Genomic DNA, 24,664 nt, shown 5'->3' with positions numbered 1-24,664 from the left:
ACTCTAATATAAGTTTTTTATATAATTTGAATGATGGACTATAGATATATGTCATTTAAATAAAAATAACTATTTAACTAATTTTGCAAATTTTGCACCAAATTCCATACATTCGTTTAATGTTTCTTCACTAGGGAAGAATTTTTTCTTAAGAGATTCTACAGGCATTTTGAATGTCATAGATTTAAGTAAAGTTTCAGCCATAGTTATACCTTCACCACTCCAACCAAATGAACCAAATACTCCTGCTATCTTACCTTGATTAGCCATTGGGTCTATAACAGAGAATAAATCCCACATAGGTTTAACCATTGTTTTGTTTATAGTTGGAGAACCTAACAGTATTACTTTTGATACTACTAATGTATCATGCATCTCTGTCAATGTCATATTTTCTAAATCATATAATTCAGCTTTTGCACCTTCTTTATCAAGTCCTTCTTTTATCTTTTTAGCCATTTCTAAAGTATTGCTATAAGCTGATAAGTAGAATATAGAAACTTGATTTTGATTAGTTGTATTAATAGCTTCTGTAGACCACTCAACATATCTCTTTACAGCCGCCATTGGGTCTTTAGTAAGCATTGGACCATGAGAAGTCAATATAGTATCAAATTCTATGTTCATTCCTACAACCTTATCTACAGCACTTAAAACGTGCTTAGCAAATGGCTTAACTATGCAATCATAGTAATGTTTAGCTGATTTTAGATAATCTTCACTGTTTACCACTTCTGCATCAACACTTGCAAAGTGACAACCAAATGCATCACAAGTTAAAAGAGTCTTGTCCTCTTCAATGTAAGTAAACATTGTATCAACCCAATGTAAGAATGGAGCAGTTATAAATTTAAGATTTCTCTTACCAATATTTAAAACTTCACCATCTTTTATTACATGACAATTAAAAGGTCTATTTATTTGACCATCTAAGTATAATTTAGCAGCTTTAGTACAATAAACTTCTATATTAGGATTTAAATCTAATAAGTATTTTAAACTACCAGCATGGTCTGGCTCTGTGTGATGGACTACAACATAGTCAATTTTAGCTATATCAGTAACTTCTGATAAATTACTTAAAAATTCATCCTTAAAATTTGCTTTTACTGTGTCAAATAAAACCGTTTTTTCGTCCTTTATTAAGTAAGAATTATAAGTTGTCCCAAACTCAGTTTCCATTATTATATCAAATACTTTTAAACCTTCATCTACTACACCAGTAAAGTAGATATCTTTTTTTACTTCAAAAACTTTACTCATTTTTAACCCTCCTAAAAATTATCATTATATAAATAACATACCCCATTTTGAGGTTAGTGAAACAAAAGATGTCATTATAAGTCACTAAAAACATAGTTTTATGTTTATAATATATCATATTTAGTAAAAAATCTGTATTTTAATAAAAATTTAATAGAAAATATTATTAAATATTTTTAGATATCCTATTTTGTGAATAATATAGCTTTTAAATTCAATATTTTAGTTATATTTTTGATAGAAAATATTTTATCGTGTATAATATTACTTATAAATAAGAATAAAAATAAAGAACTTGTTTGGAGGAATTTTAATAAATGAATAAAGTAGACTTGAAAAAAATCTTAAAAAAAGTAGAAAAGCCTGCTAGATATCTTGGGAATGAAATAAATTCAATTCATAAAGATACTAGTAATAGTGAATTGATAAGATATGCACATTGCTTTCCAGACCTGTATGAAGTTGGTATGAGTCATCTAGGGAGCCATATATTATACGATGTAATAAATAAAAGTGAAGATGTATCTTGTGAGAGAGTGTATTCTCCTGCTGTTGACATGGAAAATATAATGAGAGAAAAAAATATACCATTATTTGCATTAGAGTCAAGAGAGCCTATAACAAACTTTGATTTTGTTACTTTTACACTTCAATATGAACTTTCATACACTAATATCTTAAATATATTAGATTTAGCCAATATACCAATATTAAAAGAAGAAAGAAAATTGGAAGACCCATTTATAATGGTTGGTGGTCCTTGTGCTTATAACTCTGAACCTTTAGCAGATTTTGTAGATGTAGTAATATTAGGTGAAGGTGAAGAAGTTAACTTAGAAGTAGTAAATGAGTATAAAGAGTGGAAGAAAAATAAAACAACTAGAGATGATTTTTTATACAGAATATCAAGTATAGAAGGAGTATACATACCAAGTTTTTATGATGTTAAATACAATGAAGATGGCACAGTTCAAAGTGTAACTCCTAATAGAGAAGGGATTATTAAGAGTCCTACTAAGAGGATAATAAAAGATGTTGAAACTGTAGATTATCCAGAAAAATTAATAGTACCTTATATAGATACTGTTCATGATAGAATAGTGTTAGAATTGTTTAGAGGTTGTACAAGAGGATGTAGATTTTGTCAAGCTGGTATGATATACAGACCAATAAGAGAAAAGAGTGTTGAAAGACTTAAAGAGATACTTGACAAATTAGTTAAAAATACTGGATATGATGAGATATCATTATCATCACTTAGTACAAGTGATTATAGTAAGTTGTCTGAGCTTACTGATTATTTAGTAGACGAATATGCATCTAATAATATAGGAATTTCACTTCCATCACTTAGATTAGACAATTTCTCAATGGAGATTGCTGATAAAATACAACAAGTAAGAAAGTCTGGACTTACTTTTGCTCCAGAGGCAGGAACTCAGAGACTTAGAGACGTTATAAATAAAGGTGTTACAGAAGAAGACTTAGAAAATGCAACAGAAAGAGCTTTTGAAATGGGATGGAATAGTGTTAAACTATATTTTATGATTGGATTGCCAACTGAGACTTATGACGATTTGGATGGAATAGCCAAATTAGCTTATAAAGTTATTGATATTTACAGAAATGTAAATGGAGGAAAGCTAAAGAGAAGCTTTGGTGTTACAGTAAGTACATCTACATTTGTACCAAAACCATTTACACCTTTCCAGTGGCATGGTCAAGATACGACAGAAGAAGTAGTTGATAAGCAAAGACATTTAGTCAATAAATTGAGAAATAACAATATAAAATATAACTACCATGATTCAAAGACTAGCTTAATGGAAGCTGTAGTAGCTAGAGGAGATAGAAAGATAGGAAAAGTTATATATGACGCATTTAAATTAGGTGCAAAATTTGATGGCTGGGCAGAACACTTCAGTTTAGATATATGGAAGGAAGCTATGGAAAAAAATAATCTTTCTATAGATTTCTATGCACATAGAAATAGAGGGTATGAAGAGGTATTCCCTTGGGACCATATAGATGTAGGTGTAAGTAAAAAATTCTTGATTAGAGAAGATGAAAATGCTAAAAAAGAAAAAATCACTTCTGATTGCAGACATAATTGTAATGGTTGTGGAATAAATATACATGATATAGGAAGGGGGCTTTGTTAATATGAGTAAAATAATGAGAGTCAAATTTAAAAAAGAAGGTGATATGATATATATATCACACCTTGACCTTCAAAGATTATTACAAAGAGCATTTAGGAGAGCTGAAATAAATTTATCACATTCTCAAGGGTTTAACCCTCATCCTAAGATGAGTTATGGTAATGCTTTAGCATTAGGAACAGAAAGCCAAGGCGAGTATGTAGATATTGAGATAGAAGATGATTTATCGGTAGATGAGTTTTTAGGTAAAGTGTCAGTTCAACTTCCAGAGGGGATAGAATTTATTAAAGCAAAGGAAATTGATAGACAGACACCTTCTCTTTCTTCTGTGATAGATTATGGAGAGTATCTGTTTAATATAGATTTAAAAAGACCTTTGACTAAAGAATTTGTAAAAAGAAAAGTAATTGACTTTATGAATAATAAAGAAATAATCATAACAAAAAAGAATAAAAAAGGAAAAATGGTTGAAGTTGATATAAGACCTATGATAAGAACTTTTGATGTTTTAAATTTAGAAGATGACCATATTACTCTTACGGCTACTATAGCTACAGGCTCAAAAACTAATTTAAATACTAATATACTTATTCCTAAAATGTTAGAGATGTTTGAACTGGATATTGACCCATTAGAAGTTGATATATTGAGAAGAGATTTATATGTATTAGAAGATGGGGAATTAGTGACTCCTATGTAAGTTCGTGAGAGGTGAAGTTGTGAAGAAGATAGTTATTGAGTCCTTAATAGGGTCTCAGAAAACAGCAGTGCTTGAAGATGGAAAGTTAGTAGAACTTTTTGTTGAAGATAATTTAAATAAAAAAACTGTATCCAATATATATCGTGGAATTGTAAAAAAAGTTATACCAGGAATAGAAGCATGTTTTGTAGATATTGGATTTAAGAAACTTGCTTATTTACAGTTAAAAAAAGAAAGTACCATAAAATCTGGTCAAGATATTTTGGTTCAAGTAAATAAAGAAGAAATTGGTACTAAGGGTGCAAAATTAAATACTGAAATTAGTATATCTGGAAGGTATATTGTTTATATACCTTCCAACGACAGAACGACGATATCAAATAAAATTACTGATGAAAGAGAAAGATTTAGATTAAAAAAAATTACCAAAGCAGTGAATAAAGAAAATTTGGGGTTAATAATAAGAACTGAAGCTCAAGGATGTACTCATGATGAAATAAAAAAAGATATAGAAGAGTTGAAGTTGAAGTATGATAATATTTTAAAAGAATATAAACTTGGTATAGGGCCAAAGTTATTATATAAGTCCTTAGATTTTGCAACTAAATATGTAAAAGACAATGTAAATGATGAGATTGAGTCTATAATTACCAATAATTATGATAAATATTGTGAATTAAAACCTACTTTGAAGCTTATAAATAATGATTATATTGATAAATTATGCCTTGAAGAAAATAAAGATGTATTTGATTTATATAGAATAGAATCTCAAATAGAAAAATTATTAAATGAAAAAGTATGGTTAAAGAGTGGTGGTTATTTAATAATAGAAAAGACAGAAGCTCTTACCGTTATAGATGTAAATACAGGTAAGTTTGTTGGAACTGGTAAACTTGATGAGACTGTTTATAAAACAAATATTGAAGCTGCAAAGGAAATTGTAAGACAACTTAGAATTAGAGATATAGCTGGAATAATAATAATTGATTTTATTGATATGTATAAAAAGAAATATCAAAATGAGGTATTACACATATTAGAGGAAGAGTTTAGTAAAGATAAGAGAAAAGCTGAAGTGTTAGGAATGACAAAACTTGGCTTAGTGGAAGTTGCAAGACGAAGAGAAAAAGAGTCTGTTGATAAGTATTATTTAATGGCTTGCCCATGCTGTGATGGAATGAAAACTATAAAATCTATACATCATATAGTAGATAGTGTCGAAAAAGAAATTATGAGAATAAGTGAGCATACAGTTTACAAAAACATAATAATAGAATTCAATGATTTTGTTTTTAAACAAATAAAAGAAGATTATATGGATATAATTGATAAAATTGGTGAAAAATATAATATAAAAATTTCTTTAAACGCAAACAGTGCATTAAAACACAACAAAACAAATGTTATTTTTGATAAAGTAGTTGACAATAAAATGTAAATATTTTATAATTAATAATTGTAATGCCGCACAGTAAAGGTCTAAATCTTCTAATGAAGTACCTTGTACTGGCGAGTTTGAGGCCGAGGAGGTGTATTTAATGTACGCTATAGTAAAGACTGGTGGAAAGCAATATAAAGTTTCTGAAGGTGATGTATTATTCGTTGAAAAGTTAGAAGCTAACGCAGGTGATGTTGTTACTTTAAACGAAGTATTAGCTTGCTCTAAAGATGGAGAATTAAAATTAGGTTCTCCAGTAGTAGAAGGAGCATCTGTTCAAGCAAAAGTTGTTGAGCAAGGTAAAGCTAAGAAAGTTATAGTTTTCAAGTATAAAGCAAAAAAAGATTACAGAAGAAAACAAGGACATCGTCAATCATACACTAAGATAGTTGTAGAAAAAATCAACGCTTAGTTATTGGACTAGTTATGATAAAGGTTAAATATTATTATAATGATGATTTCTTGTTGCAAGGTTTTTGTTTAAAGGGACATGCTGATTTTGCTGAAATAGGCTATGATATAGTCTGTGCTGCAGTTACGTCTAATGCTATTGCAGTTATAAACTCTTTAGACAAGTTACAAAAGATTGAATTTGAAAAAGTAGTAGGAGAAGAGGGGCATATCGAATGTATAGTTAAAGATACATATCTAAAAGATGCACAGTTATTACTAAATCACTTTCAATTAGCGGTTGAAGAAATTAAACGGGAATACCCAAAAAATATAAAAATTTTAAAAAAGTAGGGGGTGACTCCATATGTTAAACATGAATTTACAATTATTAGCATCTAAAAAAGGGGTAGGTTCTTCTAAAAATGGTAGAGATTCTATATCTAAAAGATTAGGTGTTAAGAGATTCGATGGGCAATTAGTAACTGCTGGAAGTATAATAGTTAGACAAAGAGGAACTAAAATACATCCAGGAACTAATGTTGGAAAAGGTAGCGATGATACTTTATTTGCATTAGTTGATGGTACTGTTAAATTCGAAAGAAAAGACAAGAAGAGAAAAAAAGTTAGTATATATCCAGTAGCAATAGCTGAGTAATATACATAAAAGGAGTGTTGAGGCACTCCTTTTTCTTATAATACTGATGAATTTATAATAGTATTTTTGGTAATGCTAATTAAAAGTTTTTAATTAAGTAGGTGAAGAATTTGTTTATAGATAAAGCGAGAATATTTATTAAAGCTGGAAATGGTGGAAATGGTTCGGTAGCATTTAGAAAAGAAAAATATGTTCCAGCTGGTGGGCCAGATGGTGGAGATGGTGGTCGTGGAGCGAGCATCATATTTGAAGTTGATTTAGGTCTTAGAACATTAATGGACTTTAAATACCAGAAAAAATATCAAGCTCAACATGGTGGCGACGGTAGCAAAGGTAAAAGAGCTGGTAAAAATGGAGAAAGCTTAATATTAAAAGTACCAGCAGGTACAGTAATAAGAGATGAAGCGACAGGTCTTGTATTAGCAGATTTAAAGAAAGAAGGAGATACAGCAGTAGTTGCAAAAGGTGGTATAGGTGGTAAAGGTAATCAACACTTTGCAAATGCAGTAAGACAAGCTCCGGCTTTTGCAAAGTCTGGTACAGATGGAGAAGAAAGATGGATAACTCTTGAACTTAAAATGATAGCAGATGTAGGTCTTTTAGGATTTCCAAATGTAGGTAAGTCAACATTTTTATCAGTTGTAACTAAAGCTAAGCCAAAAATTGCAAACTATCATTTTACAACATTGACACCAAATTTAGGTGTTGTTCAAACTAAGTTTGGAGATAGTTTTGTATTGGCAGATATACCTGGAATTATAGAGGGTGCTTCTGAAGGTATAGGATTAGGTCATGAATTCTTAAGACATGTTGAAAGAACTAAGGTATTGATACATATTGTAGATATATCTGGACTAGAAGGTAGAGACCCGATTGAGGATTTTGACAAAATAAATGATGAGCTTAAATTATATAATGAGAAGCTTTCAACAAGACCTCAGGTTGTAGTTGCAAATAAATTTGATATATTGGAAGATGAAAGCCAATTTGAAAAATTTAAGGATGAATTAGAAGGTAGAGGATATACAGTATTTAAGATGTCTGCAGCAACTCGTCAAGGAATAGATGATGTAATTGCCTATGTTTCTAAAATGTTAAAAGAAGTAGAAGATGTGGAATTAGTTTCAGAAGAAGAAATGTATAGACCAGAACTTGATATTGGAACAGAGGAAGAATTAAACATAGATGTTGAAGATGGTGTATATGTAGTTACAGGTAAGGCACTTAGAAGAATAATGTATTCTGTGAATTTTGATGATATGGAATCACTTCAATATTTCCAAAAAGCTATGGAAGGTCAAGGTGTATTTGACAGGCTTAGAGCGATTGGAATTGAAGATGGGGATGTAGTTAGAATTTACGAATTAGAATTTGAATTTTACAATTAATTTTGATATAGAATTATAGAGGTGATAATATGTTAAAAGGAAAGCAAAGAGCATATTTAAGATCTTTAGCAAATACTTTAAAGCCTACTACACAAATTGGTAAGGAAGGCGTTACAGAAAGCTTTTTAGAGCAATTAGAGGATATGCTAAGAGTTAGAGAACTAGTAAAGGTTACTATACTAGAAAATGCAGGTCTTGATGCTAAAGAAACTGCTAATGCAGTATGTGAAGCTTTAAGAGCAGAGTTTGTTCAAGCTATTGGTTTTAAATTTACTATTTACAAGAGAAATATTGATGAGCCTAAGATACTTTTCCCAGGGCATGAACAGGCAAAAGCTAAGGTTAAAAATAACAATGTTACAAAAAAAGGTAAACCAACTAAAAGAGCAGTTAGATAATTAATTAGATTATTTTAGAAATAATAAGTTAAAAAATATAGTGACAATTGGAAAAAATTGTATTATACTATTAACAATAAATTTAAATTAGCAATCTTATCAAGAGAGGCAGAGGGACTGGCCCTATGAAGCCCGGCAACCAGTATATTTTAATATACATTGGTGCTAAATCCTGCAGCAATTACGCTGAAAGATGAGTATAAACCCGTCATATGGCTTGAGTTTATACTCAAGCTTTTTTAATTGGCATATTTATATATATAAATAAATTAATATAATCAAAGATGATGGGGGTATGTAACAGTGAAGATAGGAATATTAGGGTATGGAACAGTAGGAAGTGGATTAATAGATTTAATAGAGAATAATACTTCAAAAAGAGAAATAGAAATAGTTGGAATTTTAGTTAAAAATAAAGAGAAGCATAAATCAAAGAGATATTTTGATAAGGTAACAACAGATATAGAAGATATATTTAACAAAGATATTGATATATTAGTCGAAGTAATTGGAGGACTAAATCCAGCTCTTGATTATGTAACAAGAGCTCTAAATAAAAAAATACATGTAGTAACAGCAAATAAAGATTTATTAGCTGAAAGAGGTAGTGACCTTATAGAGCTGGCTAACTTAAATGATGTTAGCATTAAATTTGAAGCATCAGTAGCAGGTGGTATTCCAGTTTTAAAGCCATTAATAGAATCATTAGAAGGTAATAGTATAAAAAGTATAAATGCTATTTTAAATGGAACATGCAACTTTATATTATCAAAGATGTATGATGAAAATTTACCATATGATGTAGCTTTAAAACAAGCACAAGAGCTAGGCTTTGCAGAAGTTAATCCAGATGCAGATGTTTTAGGATATGATAGTGCTAGAAAATTATCTATATTATCTACTTTATCTTATGGGAAAATAGTATATTGGAAAGATTTATTATTAGAAGGAATAACTTCAATAGATGAAAAGGATATAGAATATGCTAAGAAATTAAATTGTAAGATAAAATTAGTTGCTAGAAGTAAATATGAATTGGGTGAAGTAAGTGGATTTGTTAGACCAGCATTGGTGGATAATGATAATATGCTGTCTAAAATAGATAATGAATTTAATGTAGTAATTATAGTGGGAGACTCAGTAGGAGAACTTTCTTTTGTAGGTAAGGGTGCTGGAAGAGGTGCAACAGGAAGTGCTGTTTATGCTGATATCATAGATATAATAGATAATAGGAGTTCAAATATAAAGTCTTTTTCAAAAGGTAAATTGGATTTGAGTGGTCTTATAGAAGATGAATGTAGTGCGGTAGTCAGATTTAGTGAATATAATAGAGAGGGCATTTTAAAATGTTTAGATAAGTATGTAGATAGCTATAATATTATAGATGAAGAGGAGCTTGCTATTTTTGTAAATGCAAAATCAGAGCATGAAATTGACAGGTTCTTAGAAGATGTAAAAAGAAATGACTATAGTAAGTCAGTTAAAAAACTATTAAAAGTAGATTAAAACATCTATGTAATGATTGTAAAAATTTAAAGGTGAAGAAAAACAAACGTTTATTTTGTTTTTCTTCACCTTTTTAACATCTGGTGACTTAATAAGATAATAGAAAAATAGATAGATTATAACATTTTACTTATTCAATAAAAAAATTTTCACTAGCCTCGTTAATAGCTTGCTGGGTTACCCTTATATATCGCTGTGTAGTGGCTACAGAACTATGGTTTAAGAGTTCTTTAACTAATTCTAAGTTATTGTTACTCTTTTCAAATTGAGTAGTAGCATAGAGCTTTCTGAAGCTATGTGTGCTTATGTTATACAAATTTAAGTATTTACAAATTATCCTCAATTGTTTCTGGATAGCTTTTGTCTTTATATTTACTAAGTAGTCATCTGATTTAAGATTATACTTTCTTGCATGTTCATTTATAGATTCAATTATATTTTTGTTAACAGGTCTATACTGTAGTTTACCCGTTTTTTTTTCGTTTATTTCCAACATATTACCTTTAAAATTACCTATTTTTAATCTTAAAATATCTGATATTCTTAGACCTAAATTAGCTTCTAACATTAGTGCTAATGCAACCTTAGGATTCTTTCTAAATCTTTTTTCAACGCCATTTTCACTATAAATAAAGCCCGTATGTAGTAGTTCCATTATCTTTTTATATTCGTCTATTTCTATAGGTCTTGTTGCCATTTTCAACCACTCCTCTTAGTTTGATTTGATAAGTTTAGGTCGGTATTTATTATATAATATAAATGAAATATTATATATTGGAAAAATATACCAATTAGTTTATATAAGTGTGCTATATGTGATTAAGGAGAATTTTTGAAAAATATTGTTATAAAAAATTATCAAAATTGTGATGAAGTAACTATGATGATAAAGTAATTAAAAAGGTTATTAAGATTATGACAAATATAATTAGAAAATGGAAGCGTTTAGTTAATTTTTATACATTTTATTTTTTTCGAAATAAGTTTTTTATAAAAAAAGTATTTTTATATCTAATCAATTTTCCGCTTGTAGATAAATTTCTCATGTGTTTTTTAGCAACAAATAAAGCTGAAATTAAGTAAATTATTATTATAATTTGAAGAATCGTGTCATAATAGCTAATATAATAGAACCAAATTAGATTATTATATATGATATTATATGTATCAGCAAAGCTAGAAACTAATACAGTAGAGTTTGCAATAGGATAAAGTATAAAAATAAATAAACCTGCTAAAAGTCCATGTGCAAACTTACTTAGTATGTATAATTTTAAGTCTATATCTGTTTTTGATAAAAATGTACAACATTGAGCTAGTATAGATAATCCACTAAATCCTATCAGAAAACTAGCTAAAGATGCTCTGAGGATTTCTGGGGCACTTGTTATACTAGATACCTTATTACAACCAATTGTGATTTCAAATAGACCACTTACAAATGCTTGACAGAGTTCCTTGTTGACACCTAAAAGTGAAAGAGGTAAATATATAACTGATGCTATTAATGAGATTACATTAAATAGTGATAGTATTTTAAATACTACCGAAAAAACAATTACAAATCCACCAACTGTAAGTAATGTATTTACTCCATTAAAGACAGCATTTCCAAATAGAACAAAAAACCCATTACCACTAGAACTTCTAATATTAATTGTGTTTTTTATGTTTGTTTTTAAATCTAATTTTGTCTTTGGAAGATTTTCATTTCCATAATTTCTAAAAAAAAGACCAACCAATATAGTTCCCAAGTAATGACATAAAATCATCAAGTAACCTAAATTTGAATTTTGAAACATACCTGTACCAACTGAGCCTATTATAAATAAAGGTCCTGATGTAGAACAAAAAGATACAAGTCTTTGGGCTTCATACTTAGAAATCTGTTTATTGCTTCTAAATTCAGAAGCTAGACTTGCTCCCACTGGATAACCAGATACTGCTGATATTGCAAAAGCTAAAGCACTTTTTCCTGATACATTAAACACAAGTCTAGTTATGGGATTAATAATAAACCCTATAATATCTACTATTTTTAAATCGACAATTAGGTTTGCACCAATTATAAAAGGGAGTAGTGATGGGACTAGAACATTAGACCATATGGAAAAACCCTCTCTTGCAGATTTTATAGCTTCATTTGGGTATAAGATAATGCCTAAAACTAGAACTCCAACTATGATAGCAGGAGCGAAAAAACCAATAATTTTATTTTTTTTCATAATATCACCTGTAAATTTGAGTTATAAGATATTATATTAAAAGTAACAAAAATATATGAATGTAATGGCTTAAGATATATAATAGATATATATAACAACGACTACTACATGGGAGGAAAAAATGTTTAATAGTATAGCTAGTAAAAAAGTTTATGAACAAGTAATTGAGCAAATTCAACATAAGATATTAAATGGAGAGTTAAAAAAGGGTGATAAACTACTGTCTGAAAGAGAATTGTCTGAACAAATGAATGTAAGTAGAACCTCCATTAGAGAAGCTATCAGAGTTTTAGAAACTATGGGTGTGATAGAAAGCAGACAAGGTGAGGGTAATTTTATATGCACAAATATAGACAAAACTTTAATAGAGCCTCTATCTATGATTTTTAAACTGAATAATGGTACACTTGAAGACATACTAGAGCTTAGAATAATTTTAGAAATTGAGATTGCAAAACTTGCTTCAAAGAGAATAACTTCTTCTGAATCTATAGAATTAAAAAGTATAATAGATGAAATGAGAATAGAAACCAAGAAAAAAGATAATAATCAAATTTTGGTTTTATTAGATCAAAAATTTCACAGCAAATTGGCTACAATAAGTAAAAATTATTTAATTCAAAGTCTTTTTATAACAGCATCAAAATTGTTTGATGGATTTATAGAAGATGCAAGAGAGAAGATAATTGCAGAACCTTTAAATGAAACTATCTTACTTAAGCAACATGAAGCTATATATAATGCAGTTATAGAAAATAATATGGAACTTGCACATGAAAAAGCGAAAGAGCATATGAGATTTATAAGCAAAAACTATAGAAAAAATGAAAATTAAAAGTTTGTTATAAAATAAATTATTCTTGTAAATAGAAGATAATGGTACTATTATATAACTATAAAACTGGTATGACCACATACCAATTTTATAGTTTATTATAATGGGAGATTAAAAATGGTAAAGTTAAAAGTACCTTATTCAAAGCAAGGAATGATTTTAGAAATACCTAACAAACGTTTTCTTGGTGTCTTGGAATCAAAGTTGGATAATTATGTAAAACATAAGGCGCAAGAAGAAATAGTTGAAGAATCCATGAATAATCCAATAGGCTCTTTATTATTGGAAGAGTTAGTTAAAGGAAAAAAGAATGTAGTTATAATTACGAGTGACCATACGAGACCTGTTCCAAGTAAAGTAACTATGCCAATTCTTTTAAGAAGAATCAGGAAAGCTAATCCTAAAATTGATGTGAAGATTATAGTAGCAACTGGTTTTCATAGGCCAAGTACAAGAGAAGAATTAGTTTATAAGATGGGAGAAGAAATTGTAGATAATGAAGAAATAATCATGCATATATCTACTGATGATGAAGCTATGTGCAAGGTGGGTGTATTACCTTCAGGTGGGGATTTATATATAAATAAACTTGCATATGAGGCAGAACTTTTAATCGCGGAAGGTTTTATAGAACCGCATTTTTTTGCAGGTTTCTCAGGAGGAAGAAAAAGTGTACTCCCAGGAATAGCCTCTGCAAAAACTATAATGTATAACCATTGTAGTGATTTTATAGATAGTGACAATTCGAGAACTGGAAAATTAAAAAATAATCCTATTCATGAAGATATGGTATATGCAGCTAAGGTTGCTAAACTAGCATTTATATTGAATGTTGTAATAGATAAAGAGAAAAAAGTAATAGCATCATTTGCTGGTGATGTCGAAAAAGCACATACCAAAGGTTGTGAATTTGTAACAGAGCTTTCAAAAGTAAATTCCATAAAGTCAGATATTGTAGTGAGTACAAATGGTGGATACCCATTAGACCAAAATATTTATCAAGCAGTTAAAGGTATGACAGCAGCAGAGGCTACATGTAAAGAAGGTGGAGTAATAATAATGATTGCAGCATGTAATGATGGTCATGGAGGTCAATCCTTTTATGAAAATGTAGCAAACGCAGATTCTCCAAAACAACTTTTAGAAAAAATTAGGAGTGTTGGCAGATGTGATACAATTCCAGACCAATGGGAATTTCAGATATTAGCAAGAATACTATCTAAGTATACTGTAATAATGGTAACAGATAAGTGTAGTCCTGAAATGATAAAGAAAATGCATATGAAACATGCATTTAATTTTAAGGATGCTTTAGATATGGCTACTAATATAGTCGGTGAAGATAGTAAAGTTACAGTTATACCTGATGGAGTATCAGTGATAGTTAAATAAAAAAGGGGTGTAGTTTATGGAAATTTTGACATGTATTAAACAAGTACCTGGAACAACCGCAGTAGAGGTTGATGAATCCACAGGTGTACTAAAGAGAGATGGAGTAGATTCAAAAATGAATCCTTATGATTTATATGCTTTAGAAACAGCACTTAGAATAAAAAAAGACACAAAAGCGAATCTAAAAGTACTTACTATGGGTCCTCCACAAGCAAAGAAGGTAATAGAAGAGAGTTTTATGATGGGGGCAGATGAAGGAGCTTTAATAAGCGATAGAAGATTTGGAGGAGCAGATGTATTGGCAACTTCTTACACTATATCGCAAGGCATTAGAAAAATGGGTAGAGTAGACTTAATAATTTGTGGAAAACAAACTACTGATGGTGATACAGCACAGGTTGGACCTGAAGTAGCTGAGTTTTTAGATATACCTCATGTAACTAATGTTACAAAATTGATTGAAATCAAAGAGAAAAGTATAGTTGTTGAAATAGATATGCCAAATGATTTACAAGTATGTGAAATTGAGTATCCATGTTTGATAACAGTAGAAAAAGATATTTTTCAACCAAGATTGCCTTCATTTAAGTTAAAGCTAGAGACTAGAGAAAGAAAAATACCTGTGTACAGTCTAGAAGATTTTGAAGACAAGGACGAAAATAATTATGGATTAAATGGTTCTCCTACTCAAGTTGTAAGAATATTTCCTCCTAAGCCAAATACAGATAAAAATATTATGAGGGGAAATGCAGAAGAGTTAAGTACTGCACTTATAAATAAATTAGAGGAATTAAAATTAGTCTAAGGGGGAAGAAGAAATGTCAAAAATAGTTGTAAATCAAGATAAAATAACTGATTTGAAAAGAGTACTAGAAATTTGTCCTTTTGGTGCTATAGAAGAAAAATCAGGTAAGGTAGAAATAAGTGCTGGCTGTAAGATGTGCAAATTGTGTGTCAAAAGTGGACCCAAAGGTGCATTTGAATTTATAGAGAGTGATAAAGCAAAAATAAATAAGGATGAATGGAAAGGAGTGGCAGTGTATGTAGAACATCATAATGGGAATATACATCCTGTAACATATGAACTTATAGGGAAAGCTCGTGAAATGGCATCAAAAATAAAGCAACCTGTATATTGTGTATTTGTAGGAAAAGGTATAAAAGATAAATGTAAGAATCTTATCTCTTATGGTATTGATGAAGTATTTGTATATGATGAAGATGAATTTAAAGAGTTTAGGATAGAACCATATGCAAAAGCAATAGAAAATTTTATAAATAAAATAAAACCAACAATAATGTTGGTTGGTGGAACTACATTAGGTAGGTCATTAGCTCCAAGGCTTGCTGCTAGATTTAAAACAGGGCTTACAGCAGATTGTACAATACTTGATGTGCAATCAAACACTGATTTAGACCAAATAAGACCAGCATTTGGTGGAAATATAATGGCTCACATAAATACACCTAATAATAGACCTCAATTTGCCACTGTAAGATATAAAATATTTTCAGCTCCAGAAAAGGTAGAAAATGCAACAGGAAAAATGACTTTATGTGAAATAGAAAAAAAAGAGCTAAAATCTAAGATTAAAGTACTGAGTGTAAAGGAAAAAAATAAAGAAGTTGGTCTTGAAGAAGCAGAAGTAATAGTAGTTGCAAGTAGAGCAATAAAGAAACAGGAAGATATGGATATGATATATAAATTAGCTGACAAGTTAAATGCTCAAGTAGCAGGAACAAGACCGATTATAGAAGCAGGTTGGATAGATGCTAAAAAACAAATAGGTCTTAGTGGTAGAACTGTCAAGCCTAAATTAATAATAACTTGTGGTGTATCTGGAGCTGTTCAATTTGTTGCAGGAATGCAAGGAGCTGATTATATAGTAGCTATAAATAAAGATGATAAGGCACCGATACTTGATGTAGCACACTTAGCTTTAATAGGAGATATTTATGATATTATTCCTAAATTGATTAAAAAAATAGAAAATAAAAAAGATGATAAGCAAATATATGTGGCATCAGCAGCTGAATAGGGGGATAGAAATGTATAAATCAATTGATAAAAAAGATATAAATTTTTTAATAGATATTTGTGGAGATGAAAATGTAGTAGTTGGAAGTGATATAAATGAAGATTTTTCACATGATGAACTTGGAGGAATAGAAAAATATCCTGAAGTTTTAGTAAATGTGCTTGAAACTGAGCAAGTATCTAAAATAATGAAATATGCATATGAAAACAATATACCAGTTACGCCAAGAGGACAAGGAACTGGTCTTGTAGGAGCTGCTGTTGCCATAAATGGTGGAATAATGATTAATCTATGTAAAATGAATAAAATACTTGAGGTTGATTATGAAAATCTAACATTGACAGTAGAACCAGGAGTTTTGCTTATGACAATAGGTCAATATGTTCAAGAGAGAGATTTATTTTATCCACCTGACCCAGGTGAGAAGAGTGCTACAATAGCAGGTAATATAAATACTAATGCAGGTGGAATGAGAGCAGTAAAATATGGTGTTACAAGAGATTATGTTAGAGGTCTTGAAGTAGTATTACCAAATGGAGAAGTTATAAATATAGGGGGAAAAGTAGTTAAAAATAGTTCTGGATATAGCATAAAAGATTTATTAATAGGTTCAGAAGGAACTCTAGGAATAGTTACAAAGGCGATATTAAAATTACTTCCTTTACCAAAGAAAAGTGTAAGTTTACTTATACCTTTTCCAAATTTATCAATGGCAATAGAGACTGTTCCTAAAATAATAAAATCAAAATCAATACCAACAGCCATAGAATTTATGGAAAGAGACGTAATATTGGCTGCGGAAGAATTTTTAGGTAAAAAGTTTCCAGATAATACATCAGATGCTTATCTTTTACTTACGTTTGATGGAAATAGTATTGAAGATATAGAAAAAGAATATGAAAAAGTCGCTAATCTGTGTTTAGAAAATGGAGCATTAGATGTATTTATATCAGATACACAAGAAAGAAATGATTCCATCTGGTCAGCCAGAGGGGCTTTCTTAGAAGCTATAAAGGCATCTACAACAGAAATGGATGAATGCGATGTCGTTGTACCAAGAGACAGGGTAGCAGAGTTTATAAGATATACTCATGAGCTTCAAGATGAGTTAAAAATAAGAATAAAAAGTTTTGGTCATGCAGGTGATGGAAATCTACACATATATATATTAAAAGATGGTATGGATGAACATACTTGGAAATCAAGATTAAAAGAAACTTTTGACTGTATGTATAAAAAATCTAGAGAACTTAATGGTCAAGTCTCAGGTGAACATGGTATAGGATATGCAAAAAAAGAGTATTTACATGAATCAAACTCAGATGCCTATATGATGTTAATTAAAAATATAAAAGTAGCTTTTGACCCTAAAAATATTTTGAATCCAGGAAAGATATATTAAATATATAAATGTTATTTTTTAATATAAAAGTTATAAAAAACAGATTTAAATTTAATAACTTAAATTTACTTTTTAATGTTAATATTACTTGTAAATATTAATATTATTTATAAAGATTTTAGGATGGCAATGTTTACTTAACTTTAGAAATATGAAATGTTATTTAAGTTAAGTTGATGTTACCATCCTAAAAATATGAATGCACATGTGAAGCATATTTTATCCATAAAAAATATTTTTAATTAGAAATACATCTTATTAATTTGATGAGGTTATTTAAAATTGATAAAGCTATTTAAAAAACTTATTTTACATAGATTGGATGAGTGTAAAAGTCCATAGGACCTTTTATTAAATCTTTATTATTTCTGTAATATACTGAGTTGTATATATTTGTAGATTTTATGTCATAACTTATAAGTGTTTTAAAAATCGCATCATCTAATGAAAATGATATATTTGAAAATTTATTTATTATTTCTATGTTAGATTTATTTTTTATCTCTTTTAGAATTTCTCTACCTTTGTCATTGAAAGCAAGTATTCTTATATAAGGAACAGTGTCTATATCTTTTACAAGGTGAATATCGCTTTTTCTTATGCCTAACAATATATTATTTAAAGTTCTCTTGATTTTAGTTAAAGTATATCTCTTAGATTTAATTGATAATTGTAATTCGTATAAAGAGTTAGATGCAAAAATGTCTTTGTAAATTTTATTTTCTATACCTTCATTTACTTCAAAATAATCCTTTAAATTGGATATGTCTCTAAGTACTATTGTTTTTAAAGTATCAAAAAATAATTCATCAAACATAGGAAAAAATTTACTATCTATTTTTTCATTTAATATATTATAAGTTTTTTCTGGAATAACTCTTTTTAATTGAGAGATATTGCAATTTTCTTTAAGTGAAGTTCTTATAGCAGTAGCAGAGCAAATACTATTATCAATTTCTTTAGAGTTGTATTCTGACTGAACTCTGGAAATAGTAACTGGCTTTATATTACTGTTTAAATTGATAAGATTTTTTATATATTCTATACCAAGTATATTATTTGATGAATTTAATATTTTTAATAATTGTTCTTTTGTAGTTTTTTGAGCTAAGTTGTTGTTTTCATATTGGTGTATATAATCAAAAAGTGAATTAGCTCTAGCCGCTGGAAATAACATACCATCATCTAAATATTTTTTTAAAAGCAATTTAAATTCCTTTGGCTCATTTGCTAAAATCTCTGCAATACTGTAAAGAATATCTGTGTTTCCCTCTTCACTACCAAAACATACAGAACTTATACAATTTAGAGAATTTAAAATTGTTATGGCACCATGAGAAAAAATTTCAGCACTTTGGCAAGCAAACATAGTTGGTAATTCTATAACTAAGTCTACACCATTTTCGACAGCAATTTTTGCTCTAGTATATTTATCAAATAAAGCTGGTTCACCTCTTTGAAGAAAGTTTCCACTCATGATTGCCACTGTATGTGTTGCATTTGTTTTTTCTATAGATTTAGATAAATGATAGATATGTCCATTATGAAATGGGTTATATTCAACTATTAATCCAAGTATATTCATAAAATGCTCCTTTTATCTTTGTTTATTTTATATACATTGTAATTTATTATAATATATATAAAATTTAAATTTTTAATTATCTAGCTAAAAAACATAAAAAAATTTGTTAAAATGTAGAAATACTACATAACAAGAAATCAGTTAAGTGTTATTAAAATAACTTTATTAAGCCTTTATATTATATTATTATAGCAAATGGGAAAGAATAATCTACATTAAGTTAATTTGTTAATAAATTGTTATTAGAACACACAATTTACCACAATAGAAATATGATATAATATAAAAAAAAGTATATACTTTTATATTAAAAGGTGATATATTATTTATGAAAATCGTTTAATGTATACAATAATATATCTATGACAAAATAACAAAATATAGGGTTTTAGACACTTATTATGAATCAAAACTGATTACATATTATTTATAAAAATCTAAGGAGGAAATAATAATGAAAATATTAGTATTAAACTGTGGGAGTTCTTCATTAAAATATCAATTAATAGATATGAGTAATGAAGAAGTTTTATGTATAGGATTAGTTGAAAGAATAGGAATAGAAGGTTCTATACTTAAACATGAAAAAGCAGGAAAAGATGATAAATACATTGTTGAACAACCAATGAAAGACCATAAAGATGCAATAGCATTAGTGTTAGAAGCTGTTGCTCATCCAGAATTTGGTGCAGTTAAAGAAATGAAAGAAATAGATGCAGTAGGGCATAGAGTTGTTCATGCTGGAGAAAAATTTGCAACTTCAGTAGTAATAACTCCAGAAGTAGAAGAAGCTTTAAAAGAATGTATAGATTTAGCTCCACTTCATAATCCAGCAAACATAATGGGAATTGATGCTTGTAAAGCTATACTTCCAGATGTACCAATGGTAGGAGTATTTGATACTGCTTTCCATCAAACAATGCCTAAATCTTCATACTTATATGGTTTACCTCATGAATTATATACTAAATATGGAGTAAGAAGATATGGATTCCATGGAACTTCTCATAACTATGTATCTCAAAAAGCAGCAGAGATATTAGGAAAAGATATAAAAGACTTAAAAATAGTAACTTGTCACTTAGGAAATGGTGCTTCTATAGCTGCTGTTGATGGTGGAAGATGTATAGATACATCTATGGGATTCACTCCATTAGAAGGATTAATAATGGGAACTAGATGTGGAGATATAGACCCTGCTATATTACCTTTCTTAATGAGAAAAGAAGGTTTAGATGCTGATGGATTAGATAAATTAATGAACAAAGAATCTGGAGTATATGGAATGACTGGAATTTCTAGTGATTTCAGAGATATAGAAGATGCAGCTAAAAATGGAGATGAAAGAGCTCAAGCAACATTAGAAGCTTATGTTAAAAAAGTACAAAAGTATATAGGTGCTTATGCTGCTGAAATGAATGGATTAGATGTTGTAGTATTTACTGCTGGTGTAGGTGAAAATGGAAAAGCTATAAGAGCAGAGATAGCTTCTAATATGGAATTCTTAGGAATGAAATTAGATAAGGAAGCTAATGATGTTAGAGGAAAAGAAACAGTAATATCTACTGATGACTCTAAAGTAAAAATGCTTTTAATACCAACTAACGAAGAATTAATGATAGCTAGAGATACATTAAGATTAGTAAAATAATTTAATTAAACTTATGCCTATCAAGTAAAAATACTTGACAAACAAATGCTAGATTTGTATAATAAATTTGGTGATATGTTGAGGTGAACTTAATGAAAGTTAGCATAGAAAAAATAAATAGAAAAGAAACTGACAAAATAGACTTGAATTTTTGTGAAAAAATTGATACTATTAGTTATTGTGATGAGATTTACAAATTAGTATCACCTGTAAATTTAAAAGGTAAAGTATCAAAGACTAATAAAGGTTTATATCTAGATATAGATGTCAATTTTACAATTGTTGACAATTGTTCAAGATGTCTTAAAGAAGTAGAAATACCATTAGAGTATTCTATACAAGGTTTTTTAGTAAAAGAAGAAGATTATGATGAAGATGAATTTGAGGAATTTGATCCTTTTATATTCGATGGTGAAGAAATCGACCTTATTGATATAATAGAACAGACATTAGATTTTAATGTGCCTCATAAAGTTCTTTGTAGTGAAAACTGTAAAGGTCTTTGTCAAGGATGCGGAGCAAACTTAAATGAAGGAGAATGTTCTTGCAGTGAAATTACAAACGATGAGGAATACATAGATCCTCGTTTTGCTAAATTAAAAGATTTATTTAATTAAATTTTGACTAAGGAGGTGGCGTAAATGGCAGTACCAAAGCGTAAAACGTCTAAATCAAACACAAAAATGAGAAGAGCAGCTAACTCAAAGATGGAAGCAACAGGATTTGTAAGTTGCCCACAATGTCATGAGCCAAAATTACCACATAGAGTGTGTCCAGACTGTGGATATTATAAAGGTAAAGAAGTTGTATCTAAGTAATAGCTTCTAAAGAACATGTAGAGTATACTCTACATGTTTTTTTTGTACATATAAAAAAAGATGATTTACTAGAGAAATAAATGGATTTTATGCATATTAAAAATTAGAAAAATAATAATATAAGTATTGAAAATTTTTGTGTGTTACTATATACTACTATTAGTAGCTGGTACTAATTACAGCTATAAAATTTGGAGGGAACATGAAAAAGAAGAGTAAAGCCCAAAGACAACAAGAGCTTATAGATATGCTAAAGACTGATCCTTTTTATACTGATGAAGAATTATCAAGTTTGTTTAATGTGAGTATACAGACAATAAGATTAGATAGAATGAGTCTAAACATACCAGAGCTAAGAGAAAGAGTCAAATCAATAGCAGAAACTCAGAGTTCAAAAGTAAAGACTTTAGGAGTAAAGGAAATTACAGGCGAAATCATTGATTTATCTGTAGGGCAATTAGGTATATCTATGTTAGAAGTTACAGAGGACATGATTTACTCTAAAACTAATACTTTGAAAGATACGTATATATTTTCTCTAGCAGATTCATTAGCAATGGCTATAATAGATGCACCTAAAGTTATTATGAGAGTTGCAAATGTAAAATGTTTTAAGTTGATAGAACAACAAGACAGACTTATAGCAAAAGCAGAAGTGTATAGAAATATAGACAAAAAGCATTATGTAAAAGTTGTTATCAATAATAAAGCCCAAGAGCAAATATTTAGAGGGAAGTTTATCTTTGAAGAGTTAGATTAGGAGGAAAATCATGAAAATAGTAATAGATGGAATGGGTGGAGATAATGCACCAAAATCTAATGTAGAAGGCGCAGTAAATGCTATAAAAGAATATCAAGTAGATTTAATAATCACAGGATATAAAGATTTATTAGAAAAGGAATTTTCAAATTATGAATTTGATAGAAATAAACTAGAAATAGTTCATACTACTGAGATTATAGAAAATGAAGATAAACCAGTTAAGGCCATAAGAAGCAAAAAAGATTCATCTATGGTAGTAGCATTAAACCTCGTAAAAGAAGGTAAGGCAGATGCTATAATATCAGCTGGAAACACAGGAGCTTTACTTGCTGGTGGATTATTTGTAGTCGGTAGAATAAAAGGAATTGATAGACCTTGCTTATGCTCAGCAATACCAAATGTAAAGCGAGGAATGACACTTATAGCAGACTGCGGTGCGAATGCAGATTGTAAATCTAAGAATCTAGTTGAATTTGCAGCTATGAGTAATATTTACTCAAGAAAAGTGTTGGGACTTGAAAATCCTAAAGTGGCACTAGCAAATGTTGGACTAGAAGAAGGTAAAGGCAATGATTTAGTTAAAAAATCATATGAAGAAATTAAAAAATTAGATTTAAATTTTATAGGAAATGTAGAAGCTAGAGAGGTTATAAATGCATATACAGATATAATTATTTGTGATGGATTTACGGGTAATATATTACTTAAATCTGCTGAAGGGGTAGCTCTTTCAGTTATGAGTCTTATAAAGGAAACTTTTATGGCTAGTACAAAAAGCAAAATAGGAGCATTACTTATAAAAGATGATTTAAAGAAATTAAAGAGTTTTATAGATTATTCTGAGTATGGTGGAGCTCCACTTTTAGGATTAAATGGAGGAGTTATAAAGGCTCATGGTAGCTCTGATGCTAAAGCTATAAAAAATGCTATAAATCAAGGGATAAAATTTACAAAAGGAAAAGTTGTTGAGGATATCAATCAATTTATAAGTAAATATAATGAAGAAAATAAAAATAACGAAAATGAATAAACTCGTTTTGGAGGTTTAATATATAATGAATACAAAGGCTGGAATATTAGGTGTGGGAAGTTATCTACCTGAGAAATCATATGATAATTTTCACTTCGAAAAAATAATGGATACATCAGATGAGTGGATAAGCACTAGAACTGGTATTAAGGAAAGAAGGTTTGTAGAAGATAATGAGGCAACTTCTGACTTAGCATCTAAGGCTGCTTTAAAAGCTATAGAGTGTGCAAAGTTAAATGTAGAGGACATAGAGTTGATTATTTTGGCAACAATTACTCCTGATATGTCTTTGCCTTCAACTGCATGTATAGTACAAGAAGCAATAGGAGCAGTGAATGCTACTGCATTTGATATATCAGCAGCTTGTTCTGGATTTGTATATGGAGTAACTATTGCAAAGCAATTTGTGGAAACTGGTTGTTATAAAAATGTACTTGTAATAGGAGCAGAAACTTGCTCGAAGTTTCTAAACTACAATGATAGGTCAACAGCAGTACTATTTGGAGATGGTGCTGGAGCAGCTGTTATTGGGCCTGTAAGTGAAGGTGGAATCCTATCTACACATATGGGTTCTGATGGTAGGGGAAAAGACTGTTTAAAGATACCTGCTGGAGGTTCAAGACTTAGAGCAAGTAAAGATACTGTAGAATCTAATCTACATACAATAGAGATGGCAGGTAGCGATGTATTTAAGTTTGCAGTTAGAAAGATGGCAGAAACATCTTTAACAGCTCTTGAAAAAGCAAATTTAAATACAACTGATATAGACTATCTAATACCACATCAAGCTAATATAAGAATAATACAAGCCTCTTCTAAGAGATTAGGGATTGATATGAATAAGGTTTATGTAAATATAAATAAGTATGGAAATATGTCTGCTGCATCTATACCTGTTGCGTTAGATGAAGCATATAAAGAAGGAAAAATCAAAAAAGGCGATAATGTAGTTTTAGTTGGCTTTGGTGGAGGTCTAACTTGGGGAGCTTCAGTCGTTAAGTGGACTTTATAGTATAAA

Annotated in this window: 24 protein-coding genes and 1 riboswitch; of the genes, 20 read left to right on the top strand and 4 right to left on the bottom strand. The window is 29.4% G+C overall.

Features of this window, described 5'->3' with window-relative positions; all coding sequences use genetic code 11:
- Positions 1 to 69: 69 nt before the first annotated feature.
- Complete coding sequence (locus KGF36_RS05650) at positions 70 to 1,263, bottom strand: FprA family A-type flavoprotein (protein WP_227827076.1); 1,194 nt, start codon at positions 1,261 to 1,263, stop codon at positions 70 to 72.
- Positions 1,264 to 1,580: 317 nt separating this feature from the next.
- Here KGF36_RS05650 and KGF36_RS05645 point away from each other — a divergent pair, with 317 nt between their 5' ends.
- The 9 genes from KGF36_RS05645 (at position 1,581) to KGF36_RS05605 (ending at position 9,906) form a co-directional block, all read left to right on the top strand.
- Positions 1,581 to 3,425: a TIGR03960 family B12-binding radical SAM protein gene (locus KGF36_RS05645; protein ID WP_227827077.1), complete on the top strand. Its 1,845-nt coding sequence runs from the start codon at positions 1,581 to 1,583 to the stop codon at positions 3,423 to 3,425.
- Position 3,426: 1 nt separating this feature from the next.
- Complete coding sequence (locus KGF36_RS05640) at positions 3,427 to 4,125, top strand: TIGR03936 family radical SAM-associated protein (RefSeq protein WP_227827078.1); 699 nt, start codon at positions 3,427 to 3,429, stop codon at positions 4,123 to 4,125.
- Positions 4,126 to 4,144: 19 nt separating this feature from the next.
- Complete coding sequence (locus KGF36_RS05635; protein WP_227854594.1) at positions 4,145 to 5,566, top strand: Rne/Rng family ribonuclease; 1,422 nt, start codon at positions 4,145 to 4,147, stop codon at positions 5,564 to 5,566.
- A 100-nt stretch (positions 5,567 to 5,666) separates the two neighbouring features.
- Entirely contained in the window at positions 5,667 to 5,978 is a 312-nt protein-coding gene (gene rplU, locus KGF36_RS05630; protein ID WP_003419082.1) for a 50S ribosomal protein L21, read from the top strand.
- Between the two features lie 14 nt (positions 5,979 to 5,992).
- Positions 5,993 to 6,310: a ribosomal-processing cysteine protease Prp gene (locus KGF36_RS05625; RefSeq protein WP_227839894.1), complete on the top strand. Its 318-nt coding sequence runs from the start codon at positions 5,993 to 5,995 to the stop codon at positions 6,308 to 6,310.
- Between the two features lie 13 nt (positions 6,311 to 6,323).
- Positions 6,324 to 6,614, top strand: a complete 291-nt coding sequence (rpmA, locus tag KGF36_RS05620) for a 50S ribosomal protein L27 (RefSeq protein WP_003419086.1) — start codon at positions 6,324 to 6,326, stop codon at positions 6,612 to 6,614.
- A 110-nt stretch (positions 6,615 to 6,724) separates the two neighbouring features.
- Positions 6,725 to 8,002 carry a GTPase ObgE gene (obgE, locus tag KGF36_RS05615; protein ID WP_227854593.1) on the top strand — a complete coding sequence of 426 codons (1,278 nt, stop codon included), beginning with the start codon at positions 6,725 to 6,727 and terminating at the stop codon, positions 8,000 to 8,002.
- Between the two features lie 29 nt (positions 8,003 to 8,031).
- The gene (locus KGF36_RS05610) at positions 8,032 to 8,400 is read left to right on the top strand and encodes a YhbY family RNA-binding protein (protein WP_227434088.1); all 369 of its coding nucleotides are present in this window, start codon (positions 8,032 to 8,034) and stop codon (positions 8,398 to 8,400) included.
- A gap of 93 nt (positions 8,401 to 8,493) precedes the next feature.
- Positions 8,494 to 8,600: riboswitch (SAM riboswitch) on the top strand.
- A gap of 103 nt (positions 8,601 to 8,703) precedes the next feature.
- Positions 8,704 to 9,906: a homoserine dehydrogenase gene (locus KGF36_RS05605; protein WP_227827081.1), complete on the top strand. Its 1,203-nt coding sequence runs from the start codon at positions 8,704 to 8,706 to the stop codon at positions 9,904 to 9,906.
- A gap of 130 nt (positions 9,907 to 10,036) precedes the next feature.
- Here KGF36_RS05605 and KGF36_RS05600 read toward each other — a convergent pair whose 3' ends face one another.
- Positions 10,037 to 10,603, bottom strand: coding sequence for a tyrosine-type recombinase/integrase (locus KGF36_RS05600; RefSeq protein ID WP_227434090.1), 567 nt, complete (start codon positions 10,601 to 10,603; stop codon positions 10,037 to 10,039).
- A gap of 268 nt (positions 10,604 to 10,871) precedes the next feature.
- On the bottom strand, positions 10,872 to 12,131 hold the full coding sequence (locus KGF36_RS05595) for a nucleoside recognition domain-containing protein (RefSeq protein ID WP_227839900.1): 1,260 nt from the start codon (positions 12,129 to 12,131) through the stop codon (positions 10,872 to 10,874).
- A gap of 121 nt (positions 12,132 to 12,252) precedes the next feature.
- On the opposite strand from KGF36_RS05595, the gene KGF36_RS05590 reads away from it, so the two are divergent.
- From KGF36_RS05590 to KGF36_RS05570, 5 genes are all read left to right on the top strand, one after another.
- Positions 12,253 to 12,966, top strand: a complete 714-nt coding sequence (locus KGF36_RS05590; RefSeq protein ID WP_227841985.1) for a FadR/GntR family transcriptional regulator — start codon at positions 12,253 to 12,255, stop codon at positions 12,964 to 12,966.
- Between the two features lie 117 nt (positions 12,967 to 13,083).
- Complete coding sequence (larA, locus tag KGF36_RS05585; RefSeq protein ID WP_227827085.1) at positions 13,084 to 14,358, top strand: nickel-dependent lactate racemase; 1,275 nt, start codon at positions 13,084 to 13,086, stop codon at positions 14,356 to 14,358.
- A gap of 16 nt (positions 14,359 to 14,374) precedes the next feature.
- Complete coding sequence (locus KGF36_RS05580) at positions 14,375 to 15,163, top strand: electron transfer flavoprotein subunit beta/FixA family protein (protein ID WP_227827086.1); 789 nt, start codon at positions 14,375 to 14,377, stop codon at positions 15,161 to 15,163.
- Positions 15,164 to 15,176: 13 nt separating this feature from the next.
- Complete coding sequence (locus KGF36_RS05575; RefSeq protein WP_227827087.1) at positions 15,177 to 16,397, top strand: FAD-binding protein; 1,221 nt, start codon at positions 15,177 to 15,179, stop codon at positions 16,395 to 16,397.
- Positions 16,398 to 16,407: 10 nt separating this feature from the next.
- The gene (locus KGF36_RS05570; protein ID WP_227841984.1) at positions 16,408 to 17,799 is read left to right on the top strand and encodes an FAD-binding oxidoreductase; all 1,392 of its coding nucleotides are present in this window, start codon (positions 16,408 to 16,410) and stop codon (positions 17,797 to 17,799) included.
- Positions 17,800 to 18,103: 304 nt separating this feature from the next.
- Here the strand turns inward: KGF36_RS05570 and KGF36_RS05565 are convergent, their stop codons facing one another.
- Complete coding sequence (locus KGF36_RS05565) at positions 18,104 to 19,384, bottom strand: nucleotidyltransferase (RefSeq protein WP_227850142.1); 1,281 nt, start codon at positions 19,382 to 19,384, stop codon at positions 18,104 to 18,106.
- 454 nt (positions 19,385 to 19,838) lie between these two features.
- Here KGF36_RS05565 and KGF36_RS05560 point away from each other — a divergent pair, with 454 nt between their 5' ends.
- The 6 genes from KGF36_RS05560 to KGF36_RS05535 all read left to right on the top strand — a co-directional run bounded on the left by KGF36_RS05560 (position 19,839) and on the right by KGF36_RS05535 (position 24,658).
- Positions 19,839 to 21,035 (top strand): acetate/propionate family kinase, encoded by a 1,197-nt coding sequence (locus KGF36_RS05560; protein WP_227827090.1) that lies wholly within the window; start codon positions 19,839 to 19,841, stop codon positions 21,033 to 21,035.
- A gap of 92 nt (positions 21,036 to 21,127) precedes the next feature.
- Entirely contained in the window at positions 21,128 to 21,652 is a 525-nt protein-coding gene (locus tag KGF36_RS05555; protein WP_227482193.1) for a YceD family protein, read from the top strand.
- 24 nt (positions 21,653 to 21,676) lie between these two features.
- A complete protein-coding gene (gene rpmF, locus KGF36_RS05550) occupies positions 21,677 to 21,853 on the top strand; it encodes a 50S ribosomal protein L32 (protein ID WP_003419113.1) in 177 nt (58 codons plus the stop codon).
- 202 nt (positions 21,854 to 22,055) lie between these two features.
- Entirely contained in the window at positions 22,056 to 22,613 is a 558-nt protein-coding gene (gene fapR / locus KGF36_RS05545; protein ID WP_227434100.1) for a transcription factor FapR, read from the top strand.
- A 10-nt stretch (positions 22,614 to 22,623) separates the two neighbouring features.
- Positions 22,624 to 23,646 carry a phosphate acyltransferase PlsX gene (gene plsX, locus KGF36_RS05540; protein WP_227850143.1) on the top strand — a complete coding sequence of 341 codons (1,023 nt, stop codon included), beginning with the start codon at positions 22,624 to 22,626 and terminating at the stop codon, positions 23,644 to 23,646.
- A 25-nt stretch (positions 23,647 to 23,671) separates the two neighbouring features.
- Positions 23,672 to 24,658 (top strand): beta-ketoacyl-ACP synthase III, encoded by a 987-nt coding sequence (locus KGF36_RS05535; RefSeq protein ID WP_227827092.1) that lies wholly within the window; start codon positions 23,672 to 23,674, stop codon positions 24,656 to 24,658.
- Positions 24,659 to 24,664: the final 6 nt, after the last annotated feature.

Origin of the sequence: Clostridioides sp. ZZV14-6009, from assembly GCF_020658095.1 — a bacterium.
In the GTDB taxonomy this organism is placed as follows: domain Bacteria; phylum Bacillota; class Clostridia; order Peptostreptococcales; family Peptostreptococcaceae; genus Clostridioides.
The sequence above is the reverse complement of the archived record's forward strand: the minus strand, read 5'-3'. Positions and strand labels throughout refer to the sequence as shown.